The 26,391-nt window shown below is 72.4% G+C and carries 20 protein-coding genes and 1 rRNA gene; 16 read left to right on the forward strand and 5 right to left on the reverse strand.

Going from position 1 to position 26,391, the window contains the following annotated elements:
- The first annotated feature begins 137 nt into the window (after nt 1–137).
- Together rrf and IE124_RS21495 are read left to right on the forward strand one after the other, a co-directional pair.
- Nucleotides 138–254, forward strand: a 5S ribosomal RNA gene (rrf, locus tag IE124_RS21485).
- A 1,588-nt stretch (nt 255–1,842) separates the two neighbouring features.
- The gene (locus IE124_RS21495; protein ID WP_194541811.1) at nt 1,843–2,655 is read left to right on the forward strand and encodes a hypothetical protein; all 813 of its coding nucleotides are present in this window, start codon (nt 1,843–1,845) and stop codon (nt 2,653–2,655) included.
- Nucleotides 2,656–2,716: 61 nt separating this feature from the next.
- Here the strand turns inward: IE124_RS21495 and IE124_RS21500 are convergent, their stop codons facing one another.
- Complete coding sequence (locus tag IE124_RS21500; RefSeq protein WP_189509531.1) at nt 2,717–4,012, reverse strand: DUF1015 domain-containing protein; 1,296 nt, start codon at nt 4,010–4,012, stop codon at nt 2,717–2,719.
- 87 nt (nt 4,013–4,099) lie between these two features.
- Between IE124_RS21500 and IE124_RS21505 the strand changes: the two genes are divergently transcribed.
- The 4 genes from IE124_RS21505 to IE124_RS21520 all read left to right on the forward strand — a co-directional run bounded on the left by IE124_RS21505 (nt 4,100) and on the right by IE124_RS21520 (nt 8,262).
- Entirely contained in the window at nt 4,100–5,170 is a 1,071-nt protein-coding gene (locus IE124_RS21505) for an HAD hydrolase-like protein (RefSeq protein WP_370468799.1), read from the forward strand.
- A 196-nt stretch (nt 5,171–5,366) separates the two neighbouring features.
- A complete protein-coding gene (locus IE124_RS21510; RefSeq protein WP_229832703.1) occupies nt 5,367–6,326 on the forward strand; it encodes an iron chelate uptake ABC transporter family permease subunit in 960 nt (319 codons plus the stop codon).
- Nucleotides 6,323–7,357, forward strand: a complete 1,035-nt coding sequence (locus IE124_RS21515) for a FecCD family ABC transporter permease (RefSeq protein WP_189509534.1) — start codon at nt 6,323–6,325, stop codon at nt 7,355–7,357. The genes IE124_RS21510 and IE124_RS21515 overlap by 4 nt, the downstream gene beginning before the upstream one ends.
- Nucleotides 7,354–8,262, forward strand: coding sequence for an ABC transporter ATP-binding protein (locus IE124_RS21520; RefSeq protein ID WP_229832668.1), 909 nt, complete (start codon nt 7,354–7,356; stop codon nt 8,260–8,262). Before IE124_RS21515 ends, IE124_RS21520 begins: the two co-directional genes overlap by 4 nt.
- Before the next feature lie 220 nt (nt 8,263–8,482).
- On the opposite strand, the gene IE124_RS21525 is transcribed toward IE124_RS21520, so the two are convergent.
- Complete coding sequence (locus tag IE124_RS21525; protein ID WP_189509535.1) at nt 8,483–8,830, reverse strand: SCP2 sterol-binding domain-containing protein; 348 nt, start codon at nt 8,828–8,830, stop codon at nt 8,483–8,485.
- 42 nt (nt 8,831–8,872) lie between these two features.
- Here IE124_RS21525 and IE124_RS21530 point away from each other — a divergent pair, with 42 nt between their 5' ends.
- The 6 genes from IE124_RS21530 to IE124_RS21555 all read left to right on the forward strand — a co-directional run bounded on the left by IE124_RS21530 (nt 8,873) and on the right by IE124_RS21555 (nt 14,913).
- Entirely contained in the window at nt 8,873–9,175 is a 303-nt protein-coding gene (locus IE124_RS21530) for a hypothetical protein (RefSeq protein ID WP_189509536.1), read from the forward strand.
- 7 nt (nt 9,176–9,182) lie between these two features.
- Complete coding sequence (locus IE124_RS21535; RefSeq protein ID WP_189509537.1) at nt 9,183–9,998, forward strand: TlyA family RNA methyltransferase; 816 nt, start codon at nt 9,183–9,185, stop codon at nt 9,996–9,998.
- Nucleotides 9,995–10,915: an NAD kinase gene (locus IE124_RS21540; RefSeq protein WP_141297291.1), complete on the forward strand. Its 921-nt coding sequence runs from the start codon at nt 9,995–9,997 to the stop codon at nt 10,913–10,915. The genes IE124_RS21535 and IE124_RS21540 overlap by 4 nt, the downstream gene beginning before the upstream one ends.
- A 96-nt stretch (nt 10,916–11,011) precedes the next feature.
- On the forward strand, nt 11,012–12,754 hold the full coding sequence (gene recN, locus IE124_RS21545) for a DNA repair protein RecN (RefSeq protein ID WP_189509538.1): 1,743 nt from the start codon (nt 11,012–11,014) through the stop codon (nt 12,752–12,754).
- Between the two features lie 230 nt (nt 12,755–12,984).
- The gene (locus IE124_RS21550; RefSeq protein ID WP_229832705.1) at nt 12,985–13,656 is read left to right on the forward strand and encodes a hypothetical protein; all 672 of its coding nucleotides are present in this window, start codon (nt 12,985–12,987) and stop codon (nt 13,654–13,656) included.
- A gap of 108 nt (nt 13,657–13,764) precedes the next feature.
- The gene (locus IE124_RS21555; RefSeq protein WP_189509540.1) at nt 13,765–14,913 is read left to right on the forward strand and encodes a glycosyltransferase family 4 protein; all 1,149 of its coding nucleotides are present in this window, start codon (nt 13,765–13,767) and stop codon (nt 14,911–14,913) included.
- A gap of 58 nt (nt 14,914–14,971) precedes the next feature.
- Here IE124_RS21555 and IE124_RS21560 read toward each other — a convergent pair whose 3' ends face one another.
- Nucleotides 14,972–16,594, reverse strand: a complete 1,623-nt coding sequence (locus IE124_RS21560) for a PucR family transcriptional regulator (protein ID WP_189509541.1) — start codon at nt 16,592–16,594, stop codon at nt 14,972–14,974.
- A 162-nt stretch (nt 16,595–16,756) separates the two neighbouring features.
- On the opposite strand from IE124_RS21560, the gene IE124_RS21565 reads away from it, so the two are divergent.
- Both IE124_RS21565 and IE124_RS21570 read left to right on the forward strand, forming a co-directional pair.
- Nucleotides 16,757–18,271: an APC family permease gene (locus IE124_RS21565; protein WP_189509542.1), complete on the forward strand. Its 1,515-nt coding sequence runs from the start codon at nt 16,757–16,759 to the stop codon at nt 18,269–18,271.
- A gap of 144 nt (nt 18,272–18,415) precedes the next feature.
- Nucleotides 18,416–20,068 (forward strand): flavin monoamine oxidase family protein, encoded by a 1,653-nt coding sequence (locus IE124_RS21570; RefSeq protein WP_189509543.1) that lies wholly within the window; start codon nt 18,416–18,418, stop codon nt 20,066–20,068.
- Nucleotides 20,069–20,071: 3 nt separating this feature from the next.
- On the opposite strand, the gene IE124_RS21575 is transcribed toward IE124_RS21570, so the two are convergent.
- Complete coding sequence (locus IE124_RS21575; RefSeq protein ID WP_189509544.1) at nt 20,072–21,454, reverse strand: FAD-binding oxidoreductase; 1,383 nt, start codon at nt 21,452–21,454, stop codon at nt 20,072–20,074.
- A gap of 96 nt (nt 21,455–21,550) precedes the next feature.
- The gene (locus IE124_RS21580) at nt 21,551–23,353 is read right to left on the reverse strand and encodes a glycoside hydrolase family 15 protein (RefSeq protein ID WP_189509545.1); all 1,803 of its coding nucleotides are present in this window, start codon (nt 23,351–23,353) and stop codon (nt 21,551–21,553) included.
- Nucleotides 23,354–23,853: 500 nt separating this feature from the next.
- On the opposite strand from IE124_RS21580, the gene pyrG reads away from it, so the two are divergent.
- On the forward strand, nt 23,854–25,512 hold the full coding sequence (pyrG, locus tag IE124_RS21585) for a CTP synthase (RefSeq protein ID WP_125749694.1): 1,659 nt from the start codon (nt 23,854–23,856) through the stop codon (nt 25,510–25,512).
- Nucleotides 25,513–25,611: 99 nt separating this feature from the next.
- The gene (locus IE124_RS21590; protein ID WP_189509546.1) at nt 25,612–26,238 is read left to right on the forward strand and encodes an NUDIX domain-containing protein; all 627 of its coding nucleotides are present in this window, start codon (nt 25,612–25,614) and stop codon (nt 26,236–26,238) included.
- Nucleotides 26,239–26,391: the final 153 nt, after the last annotated feature.

The following is a 26,391-nucleotide window of genomic DNA, read 5'->3' on the forward strand; positions in this document are numbered from 1 at the left end:
ACCGGTACTAATAGGCCGAGGGCTTGTCCTCAGTTGCTCGCGTCCACTGTGTTAGTTCTGAAGCAACGAACAGTTGCTGGTTTCTAGAGCTAGAACATAACTACAGAGTGTGCTTGTTCGCTCGAAACCGATAGGGTTTCGGTGGTCATAGCGTTAGGGAAACGCCCGGTTACATTCCGAACCCGGAAGCTAAGCCTTTCAGCGCCGATGGTACTGCAGGGGGGACCCTGTGGGAGAGTAGGACGCCGCCGAACAATATTTCAGGACCCCTGGTCCCAGCGTTCACGCTGGGACCAGGGGTCCTTTTGTTTTTGCTTGATTTTCCCGATGCGCGGCTGAGTGCCGGCTGCGCGAGAATGACTGCAGTACCCGAAGACAGGAGTCACCCACATGTCCACCAACTCTCCCGACGGCCGTCCGGAGCGCGAGCCGCGTCGCAACGACGGTGGCGGTGGCGACCGGGGCGGCTTCCGCGGGCCGCGCCGTGACGACAACCGGGGCGGCGGCGGTGGCGGCTTCCGTCGCGACGACCGGCCTTCGTACCAGCGCGATGACCGCCGTGGCGACCGCCGTGATGACAACCGTGGCGGTGGCTCCGGCGGTGGGTTCCGCCGTGATGACCGTCGCGATGACAACCGTGGCGGCGGTTCCGGTGGTGGCTTCCGTCGTGATGACAACCGTGGCGGTGGCTCCGGTGGTGGCTTCCGCCGTGACGACCGTCGGGACGACAACCGTGGCGGTGGCTCCGGTGGTGGGTTCCGCCGTGATGACCGTCGTGATGACAACCGTGGCGGCGGTTCCGGTGGTGGCTTCCGTCGTGATGACAACCGCGGTGGCGGTTCCGGTGGTGGCTTCCGCCGTGATGACAACCGTGGCGGTGGCTCCGGTGGTGGGTTCCGCCGTGATGACCGTCGTGATGACAACCGTGGCGGCGGTTCCGGTGGTGGCTTCCGTCGTGATGACAACCGCGGTGGCGGTTCCGGTGGTGGCTTCCGCCGTGATGACAACCGTGGCGGTGGCTCCGGCGGTGGGTTCCGCCGTGACGACCGTCGCGATGACAACCGTGGCGGCGGTTCCGGTGGTGGCTTCCGCCGTGACGACAACCGTGGCGGTGGCTTCCGTCGCGATGAGCGTCGGGATGAGCGGCCTTCGTTCCGTCGGGACGAGCGGCCTTCGTCCTTCCAGCGTGATGACCGTCGGGATGACAACCGTGGTGGCGGCGGCTTCCGTCGTGACGACCGTCGCGATGACAACCGTGGTGGCGGCTTCCGTCGCGATGAGCGGCCTTCGTCCTTCCAGCGTGATGACCGTCGGGACGACAACCGTGGTGGCGGCGGCTTCCGTCGTGACGACCGTCGCGATGACAACCGTGGTGGCGGCTTCCGTCGGGACGAGCGGCCGTCCTCCTTCCAGCGTGACGACCGCCGTGACGACAACCGTGGTGGCGGCGGCTTCCGCCGTGATGACCGTCGGGATGACAACCGTGGTGGCGGCGGCTTCCGTCGTGACGACCGTCGCGATGACAACCGTGGTGGCGGCTTCCGTCGCGATGAGCGGCCGTCCTCCTTCCAGCGTGACGACCGCCGTGACGACAACCGCGGTGGTGGCTTCCGTCGTGACGAGCGTCGTGACGAGCGGCCTCCCTTCCGGCGTGATGACAACCGTGGTGGCGGCGGCTTCCGCCGTGACGACCGTCGGGACGACAACCGTGGTGGCGGCTTCCGTCGCGACGACCGGCGTGACGGCGACCGTGGTGGGTTCCGTGGGCGGGACGACCGGGGTGGCTACGGGGCGCGTGACGACCGTGACCGGGACCGTGGGGACCGTGCGCCGATCAAGCGGCTGCCGATCCCGCCGGAGGTCACCGGTGACGAGATCGACGCCGACGTGCGTCAGGAGCTCATGAGCCTGCCCAAGGGGCTCGCCGAGGACGTCTCGCGCAACCTGGTCATGGTCGCCCAGCTGATCGACGACGAGCCGGAGAAGGCGTACGAGTACTCCCGTGTCGCCCTGCGTCTCGCGTCGCGTGTCGCGGCCGTGCGCGAGGCCGCCGGCTTCGCCGCGTACGCCACGCAGAAGTACTCCGAGGCGCTGGCCGAGTTCCGCGCCGCTCGGCGCATGAGCGGTGGTGTCGAGCTGTGGCCCGTCATGGCTGACTGCGAGCGTGGCCTGGGCCGTCCCGAGCGTGCGCTGGCGATGGCCGGTGAGCCCGAGGTGCAGAAGCTGGACAGGGCCGGCCAGGTCGAGATGCGGCTCGTGGCCGCCGGCGCCCGTCGTGACCTGGGCCAGCTGGATGCCGCCATCGTGACGCTGCAGAGCCCCGAGCTGGCTTCCGGCGCCGTTCACCCGTGGACCGCGCGTCTGCGGTACGCCTACGCCGACGCGCTGCTCGCCGCCGAGCGTGAGGGCGAGGCGCGGGACTGGTTCGCCAAGGCCCTGGAGGCCGACAAGGACGGCGTCACGGACGCCTCGGACCGGCTCGCCGAGCTGGACGGCATCGAGTTCGTGGACGCCTTCGACGACTCGGACGACGAGGATGTCGAGGACGCCGAGGACGCCGTAGAGGGCGACTCGGATGTCGAGGACGTCGTGGATGTCGAGGACGACATCGACGGTGCTGAGGACGTCGAGGACGTCGACGGCGACGACCGTTGATCCTCTGATCACGTGAGAAGGGCGGCACCCCTGGGGGTGCCGCCCTTCTGCGTTTCCGGGCTCAGTCCAGCGCGAGGCTTCTCAGGACCAGGCCGGTGGCGGGCTTCGGGCCGAACGAGGTCGACTTGCGGGGCATCGTGACGCCCTGCCGTGCGAGGTCCCGTACGACCTCCTCCCGTACCGGGTGCATGAGGACGGCCGTACCGCCTCGGCGTTCCGCCTGGGCGACCGCGGCCTCGGTGTCGTGGATGTAGGCGATGTCCTCGGGCGCGTCCGGGATGTGCCAGAGCTGCTCCAGGAGGGTGGAGTGCAGGACGGTCGCGTCCAGGGTGCGCCAGGCCTCGGGGCGGTCCGCGCGGATCGTCCGTTCCAGGAGGGCCTGGTCCGGCTGGTCCAGGAGGTGGAAGGCTCCGTCACCCGCGAGGAGGAACGCGTTGCCCTCGGCCGCCGCGGTGGCCAGGGCCTCCAGGGCCACCGGCAGGGGGCGCTCGATCCGGCGTACCCGGAAGGAGTCGCCGAGGGCCGCCAGTGCGTCGGCGACCGGCAGGCGGTTGAGGAGGCGGTGGATGGCGCGGACCCGCAGGGGGTAGCGGGCGGTGTCGATGAGGAGGACCAGGCCGTAGTTCCAGGGGCCGGGTGCCGTGTGCTCCTCGCGCAGGCGCAGATACGTCGCCCAGCGGTGGTGGCCGTCGGCGATGAGGGCCTGGTGGCGGCGGAGGTCCTCGGCGACCGCGGCCTGCTCGGCCGGGTCCGTGACGGCCCAGAGGCGGTGGTGGAAGCCGTCCTCCGTGGTGGTGGAGAGCAGGGGCTCGCGGTGGACGGCCCGCTCGATGACGGCGTCGGCGCCGCCGTCGTCCTCTCCGACGTAGGTGAGGAGCAGGGGCTCCAGATTGGCGGCCGTGGTGCGCATGAGGGCGGCGCGGTCCTCGACCACGTGCGGCATGACGTCCTCGTGCGGGAGGACCACGCCCTCGTCCGGGGTGGAGAGCTCCAGGGCGCCGATGATGCCGCGCTGGAGGATGCCGTCGCCGTTCTGCTCGTACACGTAGAGCGCGGGTTCCGGGTCCGGGGCGAGGACGCCGTCGGCCAGCCAGCGGTCGAGGGTGACGGCGGCCTTGCGGTGGCGGGTGCCGGCGGTGATGGCCTGCGGGAGGATCAGCCGGACGATGTTGTGGGGGTCGGCCGATTCCAGATGGAGGAGTCCGTCAGGTCGTACGACGACGTCGTAGGGAGGGGACGTCACGGCGGCCAGGCTGCCGACCCGCTCGGGGACGTAACGGAGTCCGCGGAACGGGGCCAGGCGCAGCCCTGCGTCGTCGTCGCGGACAGCGTCGGCCGCGTGACCTGAGGTGTTCATCTCGACATCGTATGTGTGCGCGGGCATGAGCGATGATCGGGGGAGTGGGGGAAAATCACCCGGCGAGGCGAGGAGTGAGCGGTGACGGTGCGGAACGGCCAGGGGCAGCACGACGGTGGCGCCAGGAGGCTTCCGGGGAGCAGCGCGGTGGTGTTGAGCGCGGCGTACGACACGGCGCTCCTCGACCTGGACGGTGTCGTGTACGCGGGCGGGGAGGCCATCCCGTACGCCGTCGAGGCGCTCGGGACGGCGCGCGGGGGCGGTATGCATCTGGCGTACGTCACCAACAACGCCCTGCGGACGCCGGAGGAGGTGGCGACGCACCTCACCGAGCTGGGTGTGCCGGCGGTTGCGGGGGATGTCGTCACCTCGGCGCAGGCGGTGGCGCGGCTGATCGCCGAGGAAGTGCCGCCGGGGTCGCGGGTGTTGGTCGTCGGGGGCGAGGGGCTCCGGGTGGCGCTGCGTGAGCGGGGGCTCGTGCCGGTGGAGTCGGCGGACTTCGAGCCCGCTGCGGTCGTCCAGGGGTACGGGGGGCCGGACCTGCCGTGGGGGCGGTTCGCTGAGGCCGCGTACGCGGTGCAGCGGGGGGTGCCGTGGTACGCCTCGAACACCGACCTGACGATTCCGGGGGCTCGGGGGATCGGGCCGGGGAACGGTGCCGCGGTGGAGGTCGTGCGGATCGCTTCGGGAGGTCGTGCGGAGCCGAAGGTCGCGGGGAAGCCGCTGCCGCCCATGCACCGGGAGACGGTGCTGCGGACGGGGGCCGCGCGGCCGCTGGTGGTGGGGGACCGGCTGGACACGGACATCGAGGGCGCGTTCAACGGCGGGGTGGACTCGCTGTTGGTCCTCACCGGGGTGACGGATGTGACGCAGTTGCTGACGGCGGTGCCGGAGCACCGGCCGACGTATGTGGCGGCGGATCTGCGCGGGCTGCTGGTGGGTCAGCCGGAGGTCGTCGAGGGGGCGGGTGGAGTCGTCACCTGTGGGGCGTGGCGGGCGTCCGTGAGCGCGGGCGAGTTGGTGCTGGAGGCGCAGTCCGGCGCCGGTGCGGACGTGATGGACGGGGTGCGGGCCCTGTGCGGGGCCGCGTGGTCGGCCGCGGGGGACGGGGTCTGCGGGGCGGATGCGGGGAAGGCGCTGGCCTTGCTGGGGTGGTGACAGCGGAGGGGGGACAGCGGAGGGGTGACGCGGGCGGGGCCGGCCGGGGCGGGTGCCGCTCCGGCGAGGGGGAGAAAATTGGGTAGGCTAACCTAACTCCGTGTTGGTTGAGAGTCCTTCCCGAGCGAGCGCGGAGTCGACGTCCGCCGCCCCGGCTCCGACGCGCCGGAATTCCGTCCGTGCCGTCGGGTTGGTGGTGGCCGTCGCCGTCCTGCTGCTGGTCTGTGTCCTGAGCATCATGATCGGTGCCAAGCCGGTGCCGCTCGGAGACGTGTGGCACGGGCTGTTCGAGAACAGCGGCGTGGGCAACGACGTCGTCATCCATGACGTACGCGTCCCCCGGACCCTCCTCGGGCTGCTCGTCGGGCTCGCCCTCGGGCTGTCCGGGGCCGTGATGCAGGGGCTGACCCGCAATCCGCTCGCCGAGCCCGGACTGCTCGGGGTGAACGCGGGCGCCGCCGCGGCCGTCGTCTCGGCCATCGCCTTCCTCGGGGTGTCCGACGTCAAGGAGTACGTCTGGTTCGCCTTCGTGGGCGCCGCCGTCGTCGCCGTCGTGGTGTATCTGCTCGGGGGCAGCCGCAGCGCCACCCCCGTGCGGCTGGCGCTCGCCGGCACCGCCGCGACCGCCGCGCTCTACGGGTACGTCAACGCCGTCCAGTTGCTGAACTCCGCCGCCCTCGACCGGCTGCGGTTCTGGACCGTCGGGTCGCTCGCCTCCGCCGACATGGCGACGATCCGTCAGGTCGCCCCCTTCATCCTGACCGGGGCCGTGCTCGCGCTCCTCATCGCGCGGCCCCTGAACGCCATGGAGATGGGCGACGACACCGCCCGGGCCCTCGGCGCGAACATCAACCGGACCCGGGTCGTCGCCATGGTGGCCGTCACCCTGATGTGCGGTGCCGCCACCGCGGCCTGCGGGCCCATCGTGTTCCTCGGGCTGATGGTCCCGTACATGGTGCGGGCGATCACCGGGCCCGACATGCGCTGGATCCTGCCGTACGCGGCCGTCCTGGCGCCGGTCCTGCTGCTCGGCTCCGACGTCGTCGGGCGGCTCGTGGCCCGGCCCTCCGAGCTCCAGGTCGGCATCGTGACGGCCCTGATCGGCGGGCCCGTCTTCATCCGACTCGTACGCCGCAAGAGGATGGCCCAGCTGTGACCACCAAGACCCTGCGGGCAGGCGGCGGGCTCTCCGTACGGTACGAGCCCCGGGCCGCGCTCTCCGTCCTCGGACTGCTCGTGCTCACCGTCGCCGTCGCCGTCGTCCTCATCGGCACCGGGGACTTCCCCATGACGCCCGGCGAGGTCGTCGACACGCTCCTCGGCGAGGGCACCGTCGTCCAGGAGTTCGCCGTCATGGACCTGCGGCTGCCGCGGGTCCTCGTCGCCGTCTTCGTCGGAGCGGCGCTCGCCGTCGGCGGGGCCGTCTTCCAGTCGATCTCCCGCAACCCGCTCGGCAGCCCCGACGTCATCGGCTTCGGCCAGGGCGCCACCGTCGGCGCGCTCACCGTCATCGTCCTCTTCCAGGGCAGCGCCGCCGCCGCGGCCGGCGGGGCCGTCGTCGGTGGGCTCGTCACCGGTGTGACGATCTACCTCCTCGCGTGGAAGAAGGGCGTGCACGGCTACCGGCTCGTGCTCGTCGGCATCGGCGCCGCCGCCATGCTCACCTCCGTCATCCACTACCTGATCACCAAGGCGAACCTGGTGGACGCGACCCGCGCCACCGTGTGGATGACCGGCTCCCTCGACGGACGCGACTGGTCCCAGTTCTGGCCGCTGTTCGCCGTCTGCTGCATCCTGCTGCCGCTCGTCCTCGGCCACGGCCGGGCCCTGCGCATGCTGGAGATGGGCGACGACGCCGCGTACGCCCTCGGGGTGAAGGTCGAGCGGACCCGGATCGTCCTCATGGCCTCGGCCGTGCTGCTCGTCGCCGTCGCCACCTCCGCCGCCGGGCCGATCGTCTTCGTCTCGCTGAGCGCACCCCAGCTGGCCCGCCGACTGACCCGTGCGCCCGGCCCCAACCTCGCCGCCTCCGCCCTCATGGGCTCGGCGCTGCTGCTCAGCGCCGACTGGGTCGCCACGAACGCCTTCGGCGAGCGCCAGCTCCCCGTCGGCGTCGTCACCGGCATCCTCGGCGGCTGCTACCTGCTCTGGCTGCTCGTCACCGAACGCAAGGCGGGCCGGATATGACCACGAACAAGGACAACAGGAGTACGGCGATGACCGGTCGGCAGAAGCAGCGTCTGAGCGCGGAATCGGTCACCCTCGCGTACGAGCAGCGGGTCATTGCCCGCGAGCTGTCCGTCGAGATCCCCGACAACTCCTTCACCGTCATCGTCGGGCCCAACGCCTGCGGCAAGTCGACGCTGCTGCGCGCCCTCTCCCGGATGCTGAAGCCCGCCGAAGGGCGGGTCCTGCTCGACGGGGCCTCGATCCACTCGCTGCCCGCCAAGAAGGTGGCCAAGACCCTCGGCCTGCTGCCCCAGTCCTCGATCGCGCCCGACGGCATCACCGTCGCCGACCTCGTCGCGCGCGGCCGCTACCCCCACCAGGGGCTGCTGCGCCAGTGGTCGCCGGAGGACGAGCGGATCGTGCAGGAGTCGATGGCCTCGACCGGCGTCGCCGAACTGGCCGAGCGGTACGTCGACGAGCTCTCCGGCGGACAGCGCCAGCGCGTCTGGATCGCCATGGCGCTCGCCCAGCAGACGCCGCTGCTGCTCCTCGACGAGCCGACGACCTTCCTCGACATCCAGCACCAGATCGACGTCCTCGACCTCTGCGCCGAGCTGCACGAGACGCAGGGCCGGACGCTCGTCGCCGTCCTGCACGACCTCAACCACGCGGCCCGGTACGCGACCCACCTCATCGCCGTCCGCGGCGGCGAGATCGTCGCCGAGGGCCCGCCGGCCGACGTCGTCACCGCGGAGCTCGTCGAGCGCGTCTTCGGGCTGCGCTGCCAGGTCATCGAGGACCCGGAGACCGGCACCCCGCTCGTCGTACCGGCCGGGCGCAAGGCGCGGGCCAGGCGGGCCGCGGGCGTCACCGAGGGCTCGGCCGAGGGCGCTGCCGAGCAGGTGTCCGTCCTGCGGAAGTAGCGCCGAGCGGGTGCGGTGGCGGCGCCAGGGCGGTGTCGAACGTAGCGCCGTCCGCCCGCAGGGCGGGCCAGGCGGGTGCCGCTTGTCCGCAGGACGCCTGGCAGGTGCCGTCTGCCCGCGGGGTCGCCCGGCGGGACTTCCCGATACCCCCTAGGGCCTGTCCGGCGGATCAGGGTCGGCTAGGCCACGGCGTATCCGACCCTGATCCGCCGGACAGGCCCTAGAGCAGCGTGCGCAGTTTCAGCAGGTCGCGGAAGCCGGCCTCCAGCCTGACCCGGCCGGAGGCCCAGGCCTTCGCGAAGTTCAGCTCGCCGCCCACCATCGCCACCAGGTCGTCGCCGGTCATCGCGAGCCGGATCTGCGCCTTCGCCGGCGGAGGGCCCGGGACCGTGTCCACGACCTCGATCCGGCCGTCGGCGAGACGGCCGGTGAAGGTCGTGTCGAGGTCCGTGATGTGGCAGCTCAGGGTGCGGTCGAGCGCGGCCGCACTCCGCACGTCGCCGTCGGCCCGCGCGAAGCTGTCGGAAAGTCTGTCCAGTGCGTCACGGCACTCAGTGATCGTCGCCATCGCCGTCGACCGTACCCCAGGGCTTCGCGATAGCGTCGGGGGATGAGCGACGCGACGACCGAGCCGGGGCCCGACGAGCGAGAGCCCGCGCAGGCCGCCGACGAGCCGGAAGCCGCGCGGGCGGCCGAGGACCGCGAGCCCGCCGCGCCCGCGCCACTCGGCGTCGCCCGGGAGCTCACCGGCCATGCCGAGGTCGACGCCCACCTCGCGCGTCTCGCCGAGGTGGACCACCTCCCGGCGGACGGACACCTGGAGGTGTACGAGGATGTACACCGTGGACTGCGCGCCGAGCTGACCTCGCTCGACGCGCACCCCGCCCCCCGTCCGCACGACAACAGGAGCTGAACCGAACGTGGCAGGAGTGGCACGCCGCCGTCTCGACGCCGAGCTGGTACGGCGCAAACTCGCGCGCTCGCGCGAGCACGCCAGCCAGCTGATCGCCGCGGGCCGGGTGACCGTCGGCAAGACCGTCGCCACCAAGCCCGCCACCCAGGTCGAGACCGCCGCGGCCATCGTCGTCGTCCAGGACGACTCCGATCCCGACTACGTCTCGCGCGGCGGCCACAAGCTCGCCGGGGCCTTCGAGGCCTTCGTCCCGCAGGGCCTGCGCGTCGAGGGCCGGCGCGCCCTGGACGCCGGGGCCTCCACCGGCGGCTTCACCGACGTGCTGCTGCGCGCGGGCGCCGCCCATGTCGTCGCCGTCGACGTCGGCTACGGGCAGCTCGCCTGGTCGCTGCAGAGCGACGAGCGCGTCACCGTGAAGGACCGGACGAACGTGCGCGAGTTGACACTCGACGCCATCGACGGCGTCCCGGTCGATCTCGTCGTGGGCGACCTCTCGTTCATCCCGCTCGGCCTCGTCCTGCCCGCCCTCGCAGCGTGCACGGCGCCCGACGCGGACCTCGTCCTGATGGTGAAACCGCAGTTCGAGGTGGGTAAGGAGCGGCTCGGGACGGGCGGAGTGGTCCGGAGCCCCGAACTCCGCGCCGACGCGGTGAAGAACGTCGCCCGGCGCGCCGCCGAGCTCGGACTCGGTGTCCTCGGCGTCACCGCCAGCCCGCTGCCCGGCCCCTCCGGGAACGTCGAGTACTTTCTGTGGCTGCGGGCAGGCGCGCCCGCGCTGGATCCGGCGGATGTAGACCGCGCCGTGGCGGAGGGACCTAGTTGAGCTCGACAGCAGCACCATCGGGAACATCACGCACCGTCTTCCTGCTCGCGCACACGGGCAGGCCCGCCGCCGTGCGCAGCGCCGAACTGGTCGTCCTGGGGCTGCTGCGCTGCGGCATCGGCGTCCGCGTCCTGGAGGCCGAGGCCTCGGACCTGCCGCTGCCGCCGTCCGTCGAGAAGGTGCCGGAGGCCTGCTCGGACGCCCTCGACGGCTGTGAACTCCTCGTCGTCCTCGGGGGCGACGGCACGCTGCTGCGCGGCGCCGAGTTCTCCCGTGCCTCCGGGGTGCCGATGCTCGGCGTCAACCTGGGCCGGGTCGGCTTCCTCGCGGAGGCCGAGCGGGACGACCTCGACAAGGTCGTCGACCGGGTCGTGACGAAGGCGTACGAGGTCGAGGAGCGCATGACGCTCGACGTCGTCGTGTACGAGAACGGCGACGTCCTGCACCGCGACTGGGCGCTCAACGAGGCGGCCGTCCAGAAGGTCTCCCCGGAGCGGATGCTGGAGGTCGTGCTCGCGATCGACGGCCGCCCGGTCACCGGCTTCGGCTGCGACGGGGTGATCTGCGCGACACCGACAGGCTCCACCGCGTACGCCTTCTCGGCGGGCGGACCGGTCGTCTGGCCGGAGGTCGAGGCCCTGCTCATGGTCCCCATCGGGGCCCACGCGCTCTTCGCCAAGCCGCTCGTCACCACCCCCGAGTCGGTGCTCACCGTCGAGGTCGAGCCGCACACCCCGCACGGCGTGCTGTGGTGCGACGGGCGGCGGACCGTGGAGCTGCCGGCGGGCGCGCGGGTCGAGGTGCGGCGGGGAGCCGTGCCCGTCCGGCTGGCCCGGCTGCACCACGCCTCCTTCACGGACCGGCTGGTCGCCAAGTTCGCCCTCCCGGTGTCGGGCTGGCGGGGCGCTCCGCACTGATCGTCCGTTCCGCCCGCGCCTCCGGTGGTCCCGAACGATCGGCGCGCCGGAGAGTTACGCCCGGGGTGATGTCGCATCGGACCAGGGAAACCTCGTATGGTCTGGGGCGTGCTGGAGGAGATGCGGATACGGTCGCTCGGGGTCATCGACGACGCGGTGGTCGAGCTGTCGCCCGGCTTCACCGCGGTGACCGGTGAGACCGGTGCGGGCAAGACCATGGTCGTGACCAGTCTGGGCTTGCTGCTCGGTGGACGGGCCGACCCGGCCCTGGTGCGGATCGGCGCGGCCTCGGCCGTCGTCGAAGGACGGATCAGCGTGCCCGCGGGCGCGCCCGCGGCCGTCCGCGCGGAGGAGGCCGGGGCGGAGCTCGACGAGGGAGTGCTCCTCGTCAGCCGCACCATCTCGGCCGAAGGACGCTCACGCGCACACCTCGGCGGGCGCTCCGTGCCCGTCGGGCTGCTCGCCGAGCTCGCCGACGAGCTCGTGGCCGTCCACGGCCAGACCGACCAGCAGGGCCTGCTCAAGCCCGCCCGGCAGCGCGGCGCGCTCGACCGGTACGCGGGCGAGGCCGTCGCCGTGCCCCTCGCCGCCTACGGCGAGGCGTACAAGCGGCTGAGGGCCGTCACGGTCGAGCTGGAGGAGATCACCACCCGGGCCCGGGAGCGGGCCCAGGAGGCCGATCTGCTGCGCTTCGGGCTGGGAGAGATCGAGGCCGTCGCCCCGCGCGCGGGGGAGGACACCGAACTCGCCGCCGAGGCGGAGCGGCTCGGGCACGCCGAGGCCCTCGCCTCCGCCGCCGCGCTCGCGCACGGCGCGCTCGCGGGCAACCCGGAGGATCCCGAGGCCGTCGACGCGACGACCCTCGTCGCGGGCGCGGGCCGGGCCCTGGAGGCCGTGCGGTCCCACGACGCGGCCCTCGCCTCGCTCGCCGACCGGATGGGGGAGATCTCCATCCTGCTCGGCGATGTGGCCGGGGAGCTCGCCGGATACGCCGACGACCTGGACGCCGACCCGCTGCGGCTCGCCGCCGTCGAGGAGCGGCGCGCCGCCCTCACCCAGCTCACCCGGAAGTACGGCCAGGACATCACCGCCGTCCTCGCCTGGGCCGAGGAGAGCGCGGCCCGGCTCGGCGAGCTGGACGGCGACGACGACCGCGTCGAGGAGCTGACCGCCGAGCGCGACCGGCTGCGCGACGAGCTGTCCGTCCTCGCCCAGGGGCTCACCGACGCCCGCACGGAGACGGCCGACCGGTTCGCCGGGGCGGTCACCGCCGAGCTCGCCTCGCTGGCCATGCCGCACGCGCGCGTGTCCTTCGCCATCGCCCAGACCGAGGACGAGGAGGGCGTGGAGGTCGGCGGCCGTCGGGTCGCCTACGGGCCGTCCGGGGCCGACGAGGTCGAGCTGCTGCTCGCCCCGCACCCCGGTGCGCCGCCGCGGCCCATCGCCAAGGGCGCGTCCGGTGGTGAGCTGTCCCGTGTGATGCTCGCCGTGGAGGTCGTCTTCGCCGGGGTCGACCCCGTCCCCACGTACCTCTTCGACGAGGTCGACGCGGGCGTCGGCGGCAAGGCGGCCGTGGAGATCGGGCGGCGGCTCGCCAAGCTCGCCAGGACGGCGCAGGTCGTCGTCGTCACCCACCTGCCGCAGGTCGCGGCCTTCGCCGACCGGCAGCTGCTCGTCGAGAAGACCAACGACGGCTCCGTGACCCGGTCCGGTGTCACCGTCCTGGAGGGCGAGGAGCGGGTCCGGGAGCTGTCCCGGATGCTCGCGGGCCAGGAGGACTCCGAGACGGCCAGGGCGCACGCCGAGGAGCTGCTGGCGACGGCCCGGGCGGACGTGTGAGGCGCCTCGCGGCGTTCGGCGTCGCCGCAGGGGTGACTCGGGCGGTGTACGAGGGGCTGCGTCGGTCGGTGGGCGGTTCGTCGCGGCCGGTGGCTGACGTGGCACGGTTGTCGGGTGCCCTGCTGTCTGTGGGCGGGCCTTCGGCGGCGGGTGACTCGCTGTCTGTGGGCGGGCCTTCGGCGGCGGGTGACTCGCTGTCGGTGGGCGGGCCTTCGGCGGCGGGTGACTCGCTGTCTGTGGGCGGTCCCTCGGCGGCGGGTGACTCGCTGTGGATGCGGACCAACCATGCCGGGCGCGCCGTCGATCTGTACTCCGGGCCCGCGACCGCGCTCGGGGCGGCGGCCGGCAGCGGCAGCGGGCCCGTGGCTCTCGCCGTGCTGGCCGCTGCGGCGTGCGGGGCGTACGACGATGTGAAGGGCGATCACCGGCGCGGTTTCCGGGCCCACTTGGCCGCGCTGCGGGACGGCGAGGTGACCAGCGGAGCCGTCAAGCTCCTCGGCATCGGCGCGGCCTCGCTGGCGGCCGGTGCGATGCTCAAGGAACGGCCCGTGGACAAGGTCCTCGCCGGGGTCGTCATCGCCGGCAGCGCACACCTGGTGAACCTCGTGGACGTACGGCCCGGGCGGGCGTGCCTCGCCGTGCTGGCGCTCGGCGCTCCCGGGCTGGTCCGCGGCTCGCTCGCCGCCGCCCCCATGGGAGCGGCCTCGGCGGTCCTCGGCGAGGACCTCGGGGAGCGCACCATGCTCGGCGACACCGGGGCGCACGCGCTCGGTGCGGCCGTAGGCGGCGCGATCGCCGCCGGGAACGGGCGCCTCGGGCTCCTCGCGCACGCGGCGGGACTCGTCGCCGCCGCGGCCTGGGGGGAGTGGGACGCCACCTCGCGCGCTCACCCGAGTGGGTGAACCCTGGGTCGGGTCCGGACGGTGGACCCCCTCCGCACAAGGGAACGACGCCGTTTCGGTGCCGGAACGTGCGTACGGTCGGCGGCACGGGCTGGCATCCTTGGGCGCGTGACACAGCTCCGTACGGTCCAAGTGCTGGGCGGTGGCAGCGCGGGCAGCAGCTCTCACGTCCGATCACTCGCCTCGGGGCTGGTGGCGAGGGGCGTGCGGGTGACCGTGTGCGCCCCGGCAGAACTCGACCGTCTCTACGACTACCTCGGTGCGGGGGCGCACTTCGTGCCCCTGCCGCGCCTCGGGGACCCCGCGACGGTCACCGCGCTCCGTAACGCCTGCATCGGCGCGGACGTGGTCCACGCGCACGGGCTCCAGGCCTCCGTGCGGGCCACGCTCGCGCTCTCGGCGCCGTCCTGCGGGTCGGCCTCCGCGGGGCTGGGATCCGGGAGGGCCGGAGGTGGGTCGACCTCCGGTGGGGGGCGTACGCCGCTCGTCACGACCTGGCACAGCCGGAACCACCTGGACGGGGCGCGGGGCGGGGTGCAGCGGCTCCTGGAGCGGCGGACCGTGCGGGCCGCCTCCGTCGTCCTCGGCACGTCGTCCGAACTCGTCGACCGGGCGCGGCGGCGCGGGGCGCGGGACGCCCGGCTCGCGCCCGTCACGGTGCCGGCCGGGCGTGGGCCCGTCTGCCTGCACGACGGCAAGGCCCGCGCCGAACTGGGCGCGGTCGACCGGCCCTTGCTGATGGCCGTCGGGGCGCTCGAACGGGGGCGGGGGTACGGGACGCTGCTCGACGCCGCGCGCTCGTGGCGGGACCTCGATCCGCAGCCGCTGCTCGTCATCGCCGGCGAGGGGCGTGAACGGGCCGCGCTGCAGCGGAGGATCACGGCGGAGCGGCTCGCGGTGCGGCTGATCGGGCGGCGCGACGACGTCGCGGAGCTGCTGGCCGCGGCGGACGTCGCGGTCCTCCCTTCGCGCCGGGAGGCCCGCTCCCTGCTCGCGCAGGAGGCGCTGCGGCTCGGTGTGCCGCTCGTCGCGACGGCGGTCGGCGGCGTGCCGGAGCTCGTCGGGGACGCGGCGGAGCTCGTGCCGTACGGGGACGCGGTGGCGCTCGCGGGGGCGGTACGGGGGCTGTTGGAGGACGCGGACCGGCGGATGGACCTCGCGGCGGCGGGACGGGTGCAGGCGGGGACGTGGCCTACGGAGGACGAGACGGTCGCGCATGTGTTGAGCGTGTACGACGAGTTGGCGGGGCGGCGGTAGGGGGGTGGGTGGGGGAGTTCCCCCCACCCACCCCCCACCCCACCGGCGACGGTCCGGGTTACGTCGTGTGGCGGCGGGCTCTCAGGGAGAGGGAGAGGGCCAGGACCGTTTGGGGGTCGTCCAGGTCCGTGCCCAGGAGTTCGGAGATGCGGGCCAGGCGGTTGTAGAGGGTCTGGCGGTTGAGGTGGAGTTCGCGGGCCGTCTCCGCCTTGCGGCCCGCGTGGGCCAGGTACGTCTCCAGGGTCGGGAGCAGCGGTGGGCGGGAGGTGCGGTCGTGGTCCCGGAGGGGGCCGATCGCGCGGTCCACGAAGGCCGCCAGGTCCGGGTGGTCGCGCAGGCGCCACAGCAGCAGGTCGATGTCGAGGCGGCGGGCGTCGTACCAGGGGAGGTCCGAGAGGCCCTGCGCCGCCGTCGCCGTCTCCGCCGCGTGCCGCAGGCCCGCGGAGGCCGCCGCCCAGCTTCCGGCGACGCCCACGACGACGACCGGCGGGTGGACGCCCGCGCGCTCCAGGCCCGCCCGCTCCACGCCCGCGCGGAGCGCCGCCGCGACCCGGTCCGCGACGGCCGTGCGCTCCGATTCCGAGCGGAGGCCGAGGAGGAGGGGGACCCTGCCCTCCACCGGGCGGACGCCCAGGAGGACGGGGACGCCGACGGAGGAGAGTTCTTCGAGGACCGCCCGGGCGAGGAGCGCCCAGTTGCCCGCAGGGGAGAGCTCCGAGGCCAGGCGCATGACCACCGGCAGCAGCGGGCCCTCGCCCGGCTTGAAGCCGAGGACGCGGGCCTGGGCCGGCGCCGCCTCGGCCGTGATCCGGCCCTCCGCCAGGTCCGTCAGGAAGTCGCCCCGGCCGCGCGCGGCCAGCTCCTCCTCCTGGCGCGCCTGCATGAGGACGACCGCGAGGATGCCCGCCGCCCGCTCGGCCGCCATCCGGTGGACGGGGGAGAGGGCCCCGGAGACCGCGAGGAGGACCAGGCGGGCCCGGACCGAGCCCGTACCGGGGCCGCCGCCCGGCACGTCGACGAGGACCGTACCGGTGGGCGGGCCGGATTCGCGGGCCGCGCGCTGGCCGCGCAGCCCGTCCCACACCTGGAGCGGGTCGGCGGGGCCGGACTCGGTGCCCGCCGCGTACAGGAGCTGGCCGTCGGCGGTCTCCAGGAAGACCGGGTTCGCGGCGAAGTCGGAGAGGATGCGCAGGACCTGTGGGACTCCGCCGCCGCCGAGCAGGGCCTCCGTGCACTGCCGGTGGACCTCCTCGGCCTGCCGGAGGAGCGCGTAGTGGCCGTTGACGATCTCGGTGTGGATCTCCTCCGTGACGGCCACGAAGGGGACCTCGCGGTGCAGCTGCACCAGGGGCAGCCCGGCGGCCCGCGCGGTCTCCACTATCGTCGCCGGGAGGCGGGCGAAGCGCGGGCCCAGCTCCACCACGAGCGCGGCGATTCCCCGGTCCGCGAGCCGGCGGACGAAGGCCCGCTGCTCGGCCGGCCGGGTCCCGAGCCCGAGGCCCGTGGTCAGCAGCAGCTCGCCGCCCTTGAGCAGCGACGCGATGTTCGGCACCTCGCCCGCGTGCACCCAGCGCACCGTACGGTGCAGCCGGTCCGCGCCGGCGACGACCTCCGGGAGCCCGCTGCGCAGCCCCGGGAGTTCGAGCGCCCGCTGCACGGTGATCCCGCCCTGATTGTCCATGGGCCCGGACGCTACCCCGCGTCCGTGTTTCCGTGACATCACCGCACGGTCACGGCACCGGACACTTCGTACATCGGGGCGACAACTCGTCGCCCCGTGGCGGGAATTGTGCGACCGCATGTCGATTGTGGCCTGTGTCACACGCGAGGATGCTCTCGCGCCATGGCAGAGAACTCCACTCCACAGGTGCACCGGCTGAAGGCCAACTCCGTCGGTCTGGTCGGCGTCGTCTTCATGGCCGTGGCCACCGCGGCCCCGATCACCGCGATGACCGGCAACCTCCCCATCGCCGTCGGCTTCGGCAACGGCACCGGCGCACCCGCCGGATACCTCTTCGCGACCCTCGTCCTGACCGTCTTCTCCGTCGGCTACGTCGCCATGGCCAAGCGGATCACGGCCGCAGGCGCCTTCTACGGCTACATCTCGCACGGCCTCGGCCGGATCGCCGGCATGGCCTCCGGCATGCTCGCGGTCCTCGCGTACATCGTCTTCGAGGCCTCGATCGTCGGCGTCTTCGCGTACTTCGCCAAGACCACGGTCGCCGACCAGCTCGGCGTCGACATCCCGTGGATCCTCTACGCGGCCGTCATGCTGGCCGTGACGGCCGTCCTCTCGTACTTCGACATCAACCTGACCGCCAAGGCGCTCGGCGTGATGCTCATCGCGGAGATCGCCGTCCTCTTCGCGGTCGCCACCGCCGTCCTGATCGCCGGCGGCGGACCCGATGGCATCCCCGTCGAGCCGATCAACCCCGTGAACGCCTTCACCGGCACCTCGGCCGGGCTCGGGCTCTTCTTCGCCTTCTGGTCCTGGGTCGGCTTCGAGTCGACGGCCATGTACGGGGAGGAGTCGCGCGACCCGAAGCGGGTCATCCCGCGCGCCACCCTGATCTCCGTCATCGGCGTCGGCCTCTTCTACATCTACGTGTCCTGGATGACGATCGCCGGAAACGGTCTCGCCGGCTCCGTGAAGCTGTCCGCCTCCGCCAGCCCGCTCGACCTGTTCTTCGCGCCCACCCAGTCCTTCATCGGCGCCTGGGCCGTCGACGCCTTCCAGTGGCTGCTGCTGACCGGCTCCTTCGCCTGTGGCATGGCCTTCCACCAGTGCGCCTCGCGCTACCTGTACGCCATCGGCCGCGAGGGCTTCCTCCACCCCGCGCTCGGCCGCACCCACGCGCGGCACGGCTCGCCGTACATCGCCTCCTACGTGCAGAGCGGGATCGCCGTCGGTCTCGTCGGCGCCTTCTGGCTCACCGGCCAGGACCCCTACATCCACCTCTACACCCTGCTCGCGATCCTCGGCACGATGGCGATCCTCATCGTCCAGACCCTCTGCTCCTTCGCCGTCATCGGCTACTTCCGCAAGAACCACCCGGAGGACCGGCACTGGTTCAGGACCCTCACGGCTCCGCTCCTCGGCGGCATCGGCATGGTCGCCGTCGTCGTCCTGCTGGTCGTCAACATGGAGACCGCGGCCGGACTCGCCGCCGACTCCCTCTTCTTCAAGGCGATCCCCTGGATCGTCGGCGTGGTCTTCTTCGGCGGCCTCGGCCTCGGTCTCTACCTCAAGGCCAAGCGGCCCGAGCGCTACGAGATCATCGGCCGGATCGTCCTGGAGGACGCGGCCGAGCGCCCCGCCGAGGCGGCCCCCGCCCCCGCCGCCGTACCGCAGAGCTGATTCCCCGCCCTACCCGGACCCGCACCCCCCGTCGTAGCCGGACCGCACCCCCGCCCCAGCCGGACCCGCATCTCCCGCCGTAGCCGGGACCCGCACCACCCGTCGTACCGCAGAGCTGATTCCCCCTTTCTCAAGGAGCGCTCCATGGCACGCACCAACCCGATGCACCTCTTGAAGCGCCTCGCCGCCGAGCACGCCGAGGCCCGACGCCTCGACATCCCCGTCGACGAGCTCAGAGGCATGAGAGCCGACGCCCTCGGGCGCCGCTCCCTCCTCAAGTACGCGGCCGCCGCCGGTGTCGCCGTCGGCGCCGCCGGGGCCGCCGGTCTCGGCGGGGCCGTCCCCGCCCGCGCCGCCACCCCGTCCCCGCCCGTCAAGAGCACCGCCAGGGTCGCCGTCGTCGGCGCCGGGATATCCGGCCTGACGGCCGCCCTCACCCTTCAGGACGCCGGCCTGAGCCCCGTCCTCTACGAGGCGAACCCCTCGCGGGTCGGCGGCCGGATGTGGACCCAGCGCGGCCACTGGGCGTACGGCCAGACCTCCGAGATCGGCGGCGAGCTGATCGACACCAGCCACAAGAAGATCCTGGAGCTCTGCCGCCGGTTCGACCTCGACGTCGAGGACTTCCTCGGCGGCGGACCCAACGGGGCCGAGGAGGTCCTCTGGTTCGACGGCGCCTACTACCCGCGCCACCAGGCCGACGAGGACTTCAACGCGGTCTACCAGTCGCTGCGCCGCGACCTCTCCGAGGCGGGCGAGGTCTTCTGGAACCAGACCACGCCCACCGGCACCGCCCTCGACAACATGTCCGTGTACGAGTGGATCGAGACCCGGGTCCCCGGCGGCCACGCCTCGCCGCTCGGCAGGTTCATCGACGTCGCCTACAACGTCGAGTACGGCGCCGACACCACCGAGCAGTCCTCGCTCGCCCTCGTCCTGCTCATGGGCTACCAGACCAATCCGGGCAACTTCAACATCTGGGGCCTGTCCAACGAGCGGTACCACATCGTCGGCGGCAACGACCAGCTCCCGAACGCCATCGCCGCAGCCCTCACCGCCGGCACCCTGCGCCGCGGCTGGTCCCTGAACGCCGTACGGGCCAACGCCGACGGCACCCAGACGCTGACCTTCACCGAGGCCGGAGCCGTCCGGACCGTGACCGCCGACCACACGGTCCTCTGTCTCCCGCTGCCGGTCCTCAAACAGCTCGACCTGTCCCTGGCGGGCTTCGACCCGCTCATGCGGAACCTGCTGCGGGACGCCCGCATGGGCCACTGCACCAAGCTCAACATGCAGTTCGGAACCCGCCCCTGGCGCGGCACCGGCCCCTGGCCCGGGGTCTCCGCCGGGGACTGCTTCACCGACAGCGAGGTCCAGCAGACCTGGGACACCACCAAGGTCCAGGGCGGCACCGGCGGCATCCTCATCCAGTACGGCGGCGGCAGCCTGGCCAGGAACCTGAACCCCGCGGGGCCGTTCTCCACCGAGTCCGACCCGTACGTGCGGAACCTGGTCACCCGCTACCTGGCCGGTATCGACGCCTTCTTCCCCGGCACCTCCGCCGCGTACACGGGCCGCGCCCAGCTCTCCGCCTGGCACAAGAACCCGTACGCCCTCGGCGCGTACTCCTGTTGGCCCGTCGGCTACCTCCACCGGTACGCGGGATACGAGGGGAAGGCCCAGGGCAACGTCCACATCGGCGGCGAGCACTGCAGCTACGACTTCCAGGGCTTCATGGAAGGCGGGGCCACGGAGGGCGAGCGCGCCGCCAGGGAGGTGATCGACACCCTGCGGTGAGCCTCAGGCGGCCGGCGTGACGTTGTGGTTGTAGCGGAAGACGTTCTCGGGGTCGTAGGCGGCCTTGACCCGGGCCAGGCGCCGGTAGTTGTCGGCGCCGAAGCCCTCGACCACCCGGCGCTCTCCCTCGGAGCCGATGAAGTTCAGATACACGGCTCCCGTCGACCACGGCTGCGCGTCGGCCCGCACGTCCCGCACCCACTGGATCGCCCGGTCGTCGTCGGCCGGGTCGACCCAGGTCGCGAAGGGGTGCACGCCCCAGGGCGCCGTACGCCACGGAATCGGGTGATCGGACGGCCCTGCCGCCACCGCGCCGCCCAGCGGGAACAGCACGTGCTGGCAGGCGGTGGGGGGCGGGATCAGCTCCGCGCGGGCGCAGTAGGCGTCCACCGCGGCGTCCGGCAGCTCGGCGAGGTACTCCGCCGACCAGTAGTTCCGCAGGCCCGGCGGGTCGTCGAGCATGGACTGGAGATCGGCGTAAGGGAGGTCCGTGACCATCTCGATCACGGGCTTCAGCGCGAACAGCGGCGCCGCGAGCTCGCGGACGTCGGCGACGGGACCCGCGTACGTGAACAGGGTGCCGCAGAGCAGCTCGCCGACGAGGTGCTCGGGGACGAACGGCTCGGGCGGCGCGGGGAGGTAGATGACCCCGCCGCCCACGCCGTCGGGCGCGGACTCGATGAGGCCGCGGTAGGTCCGCACCACCTCGGGGGCCACCGCCGGCAGGAAGAACAGCATCGCCATGCTCATCTCCGGCAGCTCGTGCAGCCGCAGCGTCAGCGAGGTCGCCACCCCGAAGTTGCCGCCGCCGCCGTGCAGCGCCCAGAACAGCTCCGGGCTCTCCTCCGCGTCCGTGTGGACGTGCTTGCCCTCGGCGGTGATCAGGTCGGCGGCGAGCAGGTTGTCGCTGGCGAGCCCGAACTTCCGCTCCAGCCAGCCCGAGCCGCCGCCCAGCGTGAAGCCGCCGACGCCGGTCGTGGAGACCCGTCCGCCGGTGGTCGCCACGTGGAACGGCTGGCACGCCTGGTCCAGGTGTGCCATCGTCGCCCCGCCCTCGACCCGTACCGTCATGTCCTCCGGGTCGACGACCACGGCGTGCATCCGGCGGAGGTCGATGATCAGGGCGCCGTCGATCATCGACGTCCCGGCGACGCTGTGCCCGCCGCCGCGCACCGCGATCGGCAGCTCGGCCTCCCGGCCGAACAGGATCGCGTTGGACACGTCGGCCTGGGTGGCGCACTGGGCGATCACCGACGGGTGCCGGTCGATCATGCCGTTGTGCAGGGCACGCGCCTCGTGGTAGCCCGGACCACCTGGGGTGATCACCTCGCCGGCCAGGTCCTCGACCAGTCCGGCCAGGGCGCTTTCGGAGACGTGGGGAGCCATGAGAGCCCCCTTTTCGTACGGGGGACAGGACCCTCTCAGCGTATTCCCGAGGGCCCTGCTCCGCGCTCCGGCCGCCCCGCTCCGGCGGCTGGGGGCTCAGCCGCCGTACGCCCCACTGGCCGTCAGGCGCAGCGCGGTGTCGATCAGGGGGACGTGGCTGAACGCCTGCGGGAAGTTGCCCACCTGACGCTGGAGCCGCGGGTCCCACTCCTCCGCGAGCAGCCCGAGGTCGTTGCGGAGGGCGAGCAGCTTCTCGAAGAGCGTGCGGGCCTCGTCCACCCGGCCGATCATCGCCAGGTCGTCAGCGAGCCAGAACGAGCAGGCGAGGAACGCGCCCTCGTCACCCTCCAGTCCGTCGACGCCGGCCTCCTCGCCCGCCGTCGGGTAGCGCAGCACGAAGCCGTCCTCCGTGGAGAGCTCCCGCTGGATCGCCTCGATCGTGCCGATGACCCGCTTGTCGTCCGGCGGCAGGAAGCCCATCTGCGGGATCAGCAGCAGCGAGGCGTCCAGCTCCTGCGAGCCGTACGACTGTGTGAAGGTGTTCCGCTCCTTGTCGTAGCCCTTCTCGCAGACGTCCCGGTGGATCTCGTCGCGCAGCTCACGCCAGCGCTCCAGCGGGCCGTCGGCGTCCCCGGACTCGATGAGCTTGATCGTGCGGTCGACGGCCACCCAGGCCATCACCTTGGAGTGGGTGAAGTGGCGGCGCGGGCCGCGGACCTCCCAGATGCCCTCGTCGGGCTGGTCCCAGTGCTTCTCCAGGTAGTTGATCAGCTTGATCTGGAGGAGGGAGGCGTAGTCGTTGCGGGAGAGCCCCGTCATGTGCGCGAGGTGCAGGGCCTCGGTGACCTCGCCGTAGACGTCCAGCTGGAGCTGGTTGGCGGCGCCGTTGCCGACGCGGACCGGGCCGGAGTTCTCGTACCCCGGGAGCCAGTCCAGCTCCGCCTCGCCGAGCTCCCGCTCGCCCGCGATGCCGTACATGATCTGGAGGTTCTCCGGGTCGCCCGCGACCGCGCGGAGCAGCCAGTCCCGCCAGGCGCGGGCCTCCTCGCGGTAGCCGGTGCGCAGCATCGAGGAGAGGGTGATCGCCGCGTCCCGCAGCCAGGTGTAGCGGTAGTCCCAGTTGCGGACGCCGCCGATCTCCTCGGGCAGCGAGGTGGTCGGCGCGGCCACGATCCCGCCGGTCGGCGCGTAGGTCAGCGCTTTCAGCGTGATCAGGGAGCGGACCACCGCCTCCCGATAGGGGCCGTGGTACGTGCAGTGGTCGACCCATTCGCGCCAGAAGTCGGCGGTCGCCTCCAGCGAGCCCTCAGGGTCCGGCAGCGCCGGCGGCTCCTTGTGGGAGGGCTGCCAGGAGAGCGTGAAGGTGATCCGGTCGCCGGGGGCGACGGTGAACTCGGAGTACGTGGTGAGCGACTCGCCGTGCGTCTCCGCGTCCGCGTCGAGCCACACCGAGTCCGGCCCGGCGACGGCGACCGTGCGCTCGCCGACCTTGTGGACCCAGGGCACGATCCGGCCGTAGCTGAAGCGCATCCGCAGCGCGGAGCGCATCGCGACCCGGCCGGAGACGCCCTCCACGATCCGGATGAGCTGCGGCGCGCCGTCGCGCGGGGGCATGAAGTCCGTCACGCGGACCGTGCCGCGCGGGGTGTCCCACTCGGACTCCAGGATCAGCGAGTCGCCCTTGTAGCGGCGCCGGTCGGCCGGGGGCGCCTCGGCGTCCTCGGCCACCGCGGGACCCACCCGCCAGAACCCGTGTTCCTCGGTGCCGAGCAGTCCCGCGAAGATCGCGTGGGAGTCGAAGCGTGGCAGGCACAGCCAGTCGACGCTGCCGTCCCGGCAGACCAGTGCGGCGGTCTGCATGTCCCCGATGAGTGCGTAATCCTCGATGCGCCCGGCCACGTGCTTCACTCCAGTCGAACGGCCATGTCCGCCCCGTGGGGCGCTTGCTCGGATGCGCCGGCTGGGTGTCAGCCGGGTCTGCTGGTGTCAGCGGTCAGGGGGTCGTCGACGAGCGCTCGGTCCGGTCGAGCCGGCGGGGTGGTGCCGATGGCCGGGCTGCTCGGCGGGCTGTGTTCCGAGCAGAATACGTCGCACCCTAGTGACCCGGTGATCACGCCGTTAACGTCGCTGCTCCGATCGGGTGAAAAGGCCCGTGACCACGTCTATCACCCTCGCACGGATCCCGCCCCACCCCTTTCGTAGCCGTCCGTGAACACCCGACTGCCGCGTGTGGCCGGAAGCGGTCTCCTGATGTCGCTGATACCCTGGTACCCCGTGGACCGGTGGGAAACGGCGACAGCCGAGGACCCCGAAACCGCAGCGACGGCACCCCCCGATTCTTCCGGAGGGGACGCCGGTACGCACCTCCAGAACGCGACCACGGGAGCCCCCTCTTGGCGATGCCGCCCAACACCACGACGACCAAGCACATCTTCGTCACCGGGGGTGTCGCCTCCTCCCTCGGCAAGGGCCTGACCGCCTCCAGCCTGGGTGCGCTCCTCAAGGCCCGCGGACTGCGGGTCACGATGCAGAAGCTCGACCCGTACCTGAACGTCGACCCCGGCACGATGAACCCCTTCCAGCACGGTGAGGTGTTCGTCACCAACGACGGCGCCGAGACCGACCTGGACATCGGCCACTACGAGCGCTTCCTCGACGTCGACCTCGACGGCTCGGCGAACGTCACCACCGGCCAGGTCTACTCGCAGGTCATCGCCAAGGAGCGGCGCGGCGAGTACCTGGGCGACACCGTGCAGGTCATCCCGCACATCACCAACGAGATCAAGTCCCGGATCCGCCGCATGGCGACGGACGACGTGGACGTCGTCATCACCGAGGTCGGCGGCACCGTCGGCGACATCGAGTCCCTGCCGTTCCTGGAGACCGTCCGCCAGGTCCGCCACGAGGTCGGCCGCGACAACGTCTTCGTCGTGCACATCTCGCTGCTGCCCTACATCGGCCCCTCCGGCGAGCTGAAGACCAAGCCGACCCAGCACTCGGTCGCCGCCCTCCGCAACATCGGCATCCAGCCGGACGCGATCGTCCTGCGCGCCGACCGCGAGGTCCCGACCGCCATCAAGCGCAAGATCTCGCTGATGTGCGACGTCGACGAGGCCGCGGTCGTCGCCGCGATCGACGCCAAGTCGATCTACGACATCCCCAAGGTCCTGCACACCGAGGGTCTGGACGCCTACGTCGTCCGCAAGCTCGACCTGCCCTTCCGCGACGTGGACTGGTCCACCTGGGACGACCTGCTGGACCGCGTCCACAACCCCGACCACGAGGTCACCGTCGCGCTCGTCGGCAAGTACATCGACCTGCCCGACGCCTACCTCTCGATCACCGAGGCCATGCGGGCCGGCGGCTTCGCCAACAAGGCCCGGGTCAAGGTCAAGTGGGTCACCTCCGACGAGTGCAAGACTCCGGCCGGCGCCAAGAAGCAGCTCGGTGACGTCGACGCGATCCTCATCCCCGGCGGCTTCGGCGACCGTGGTGTGAACGGCAAGATCGGCGCGATCCAGTACGCCCGCGAGAACAAGGTGCCGCTGCTCGGCATCTGCCTCGGCCTCCAGTGCATCGTCATCGAGGCCGCGCGGAACCTGGCGGACATCCCGGACGCCAACTCCACCGAGTTCGACCCGGCGACCGCGCACCCCGTCGTCTCCACGATGGAGGAGCAGCTCGCCTACGTCGAGGGCGCCGGCGACCTGGGCGGAACGATGCGCCTGGGCCTGTACCCGGCGAAGCTCGCCGAGGGCTCGATCGTCCGCGAGGTCTACGACGACCAGCCGTACGTGGACGAGCGCCACCGCCACCGCTACGAGGTCAACAACTCCTACCGCGCGGAGCTGGAGAAGAAGGCCGGCCTGGTCTTCTCCGGCACCTCCCCGGACAACAAGCTCGTCGAGTACGTCGAGTACCCGCGTGAGATCCACCCCTACCTGGTGGCCACCCAGGCGCACCCGGAGCTCCGCTCCCGCCCGACCCGCCCGCACCCGCTCTTCGCGGGCCTGGTCAAGGCGGCCGTCGAGCGCAAGACGGGCAAGCCCGCGAAGTAACCGGCGCTGTCGTCGGTCGGCGTTAACGTTGCCGGGGTACGGGTCCTCAAGGGACGCGTACCCCGGTTTTCGTGTGTGTGCGTACGTGGGAGGACCCAGATGGAGCTGCAGGACACCCCGCAGGAGTGGCGGGTCGTCGCGACGACGACCCCCTTCCAGGGCAAGAAGACCAGTGTCCGCACGGACGACGTGGTCATGCCGGACGGCACGGTCGCCCGCCGCGACTACCAGGTCCACCCCGGCTCGGTGGCTGTCCTGGCCCTGGACGAGCAGGACCGGGTCCTGCTCGTCAAGCAGTACCGGCACCCGGTGCGGCAGAAGCTGTGGGAGATCCCCGCGGGGCTCCTCGACGTGCCCGGTGAGAACCCGCTGCACGCCGCCCAGCGCGAGCTGTACGAGGAGGCCCACGTCAAGGCGGGGGACTGGCGGGTCCTGACCGACGTCTACACGACCCCGGGCGGCTGCGACGAGGCCGTGCGCGTCTTCCTCGCCCGGGACCTCGCGGAGGCGGAGGGCGAGCGCTACGAGGTCTCCGACGAGGAGGCCGACATGGAGACGGCGCGGGTGCCGCTCGCGGAGCTCGTGCGCGGGGCGCTCGCGGGCGAGCTGCACAACAACTGTCTGGTGGTGGGCGTGATGTCGCTGGCCGCCGCGCGCGCTGGCGACGGGGTCGGGGCGCTGCGGCCGGCCGAGGCGCCCTGGCCGGCCCGCCCGTTCGTGTCGTGACGGCACGACGTCGTCCTTGAGGCAACCCGGCGGTGTGACCATCGGCTGATCCGATCGGGCGATGTGTCCGCCGCGCTCCGCCGGGTCCGTGGCGCGGCCTGAACTACGCTCGGAATCGCCCGTGCGGAGCCCCCCGCGGGATGGCTCGTGCGC

The sequence above is a fragment of the Streptomyces narbonensis genome (assembly GCF_014649015.1).
Lineage (GTDB): Bacteria > Actinomycetota > Actinomycetes > Streptomycetales > Streptomycetaceae > Streptomyces > Streptomyces narbonensis.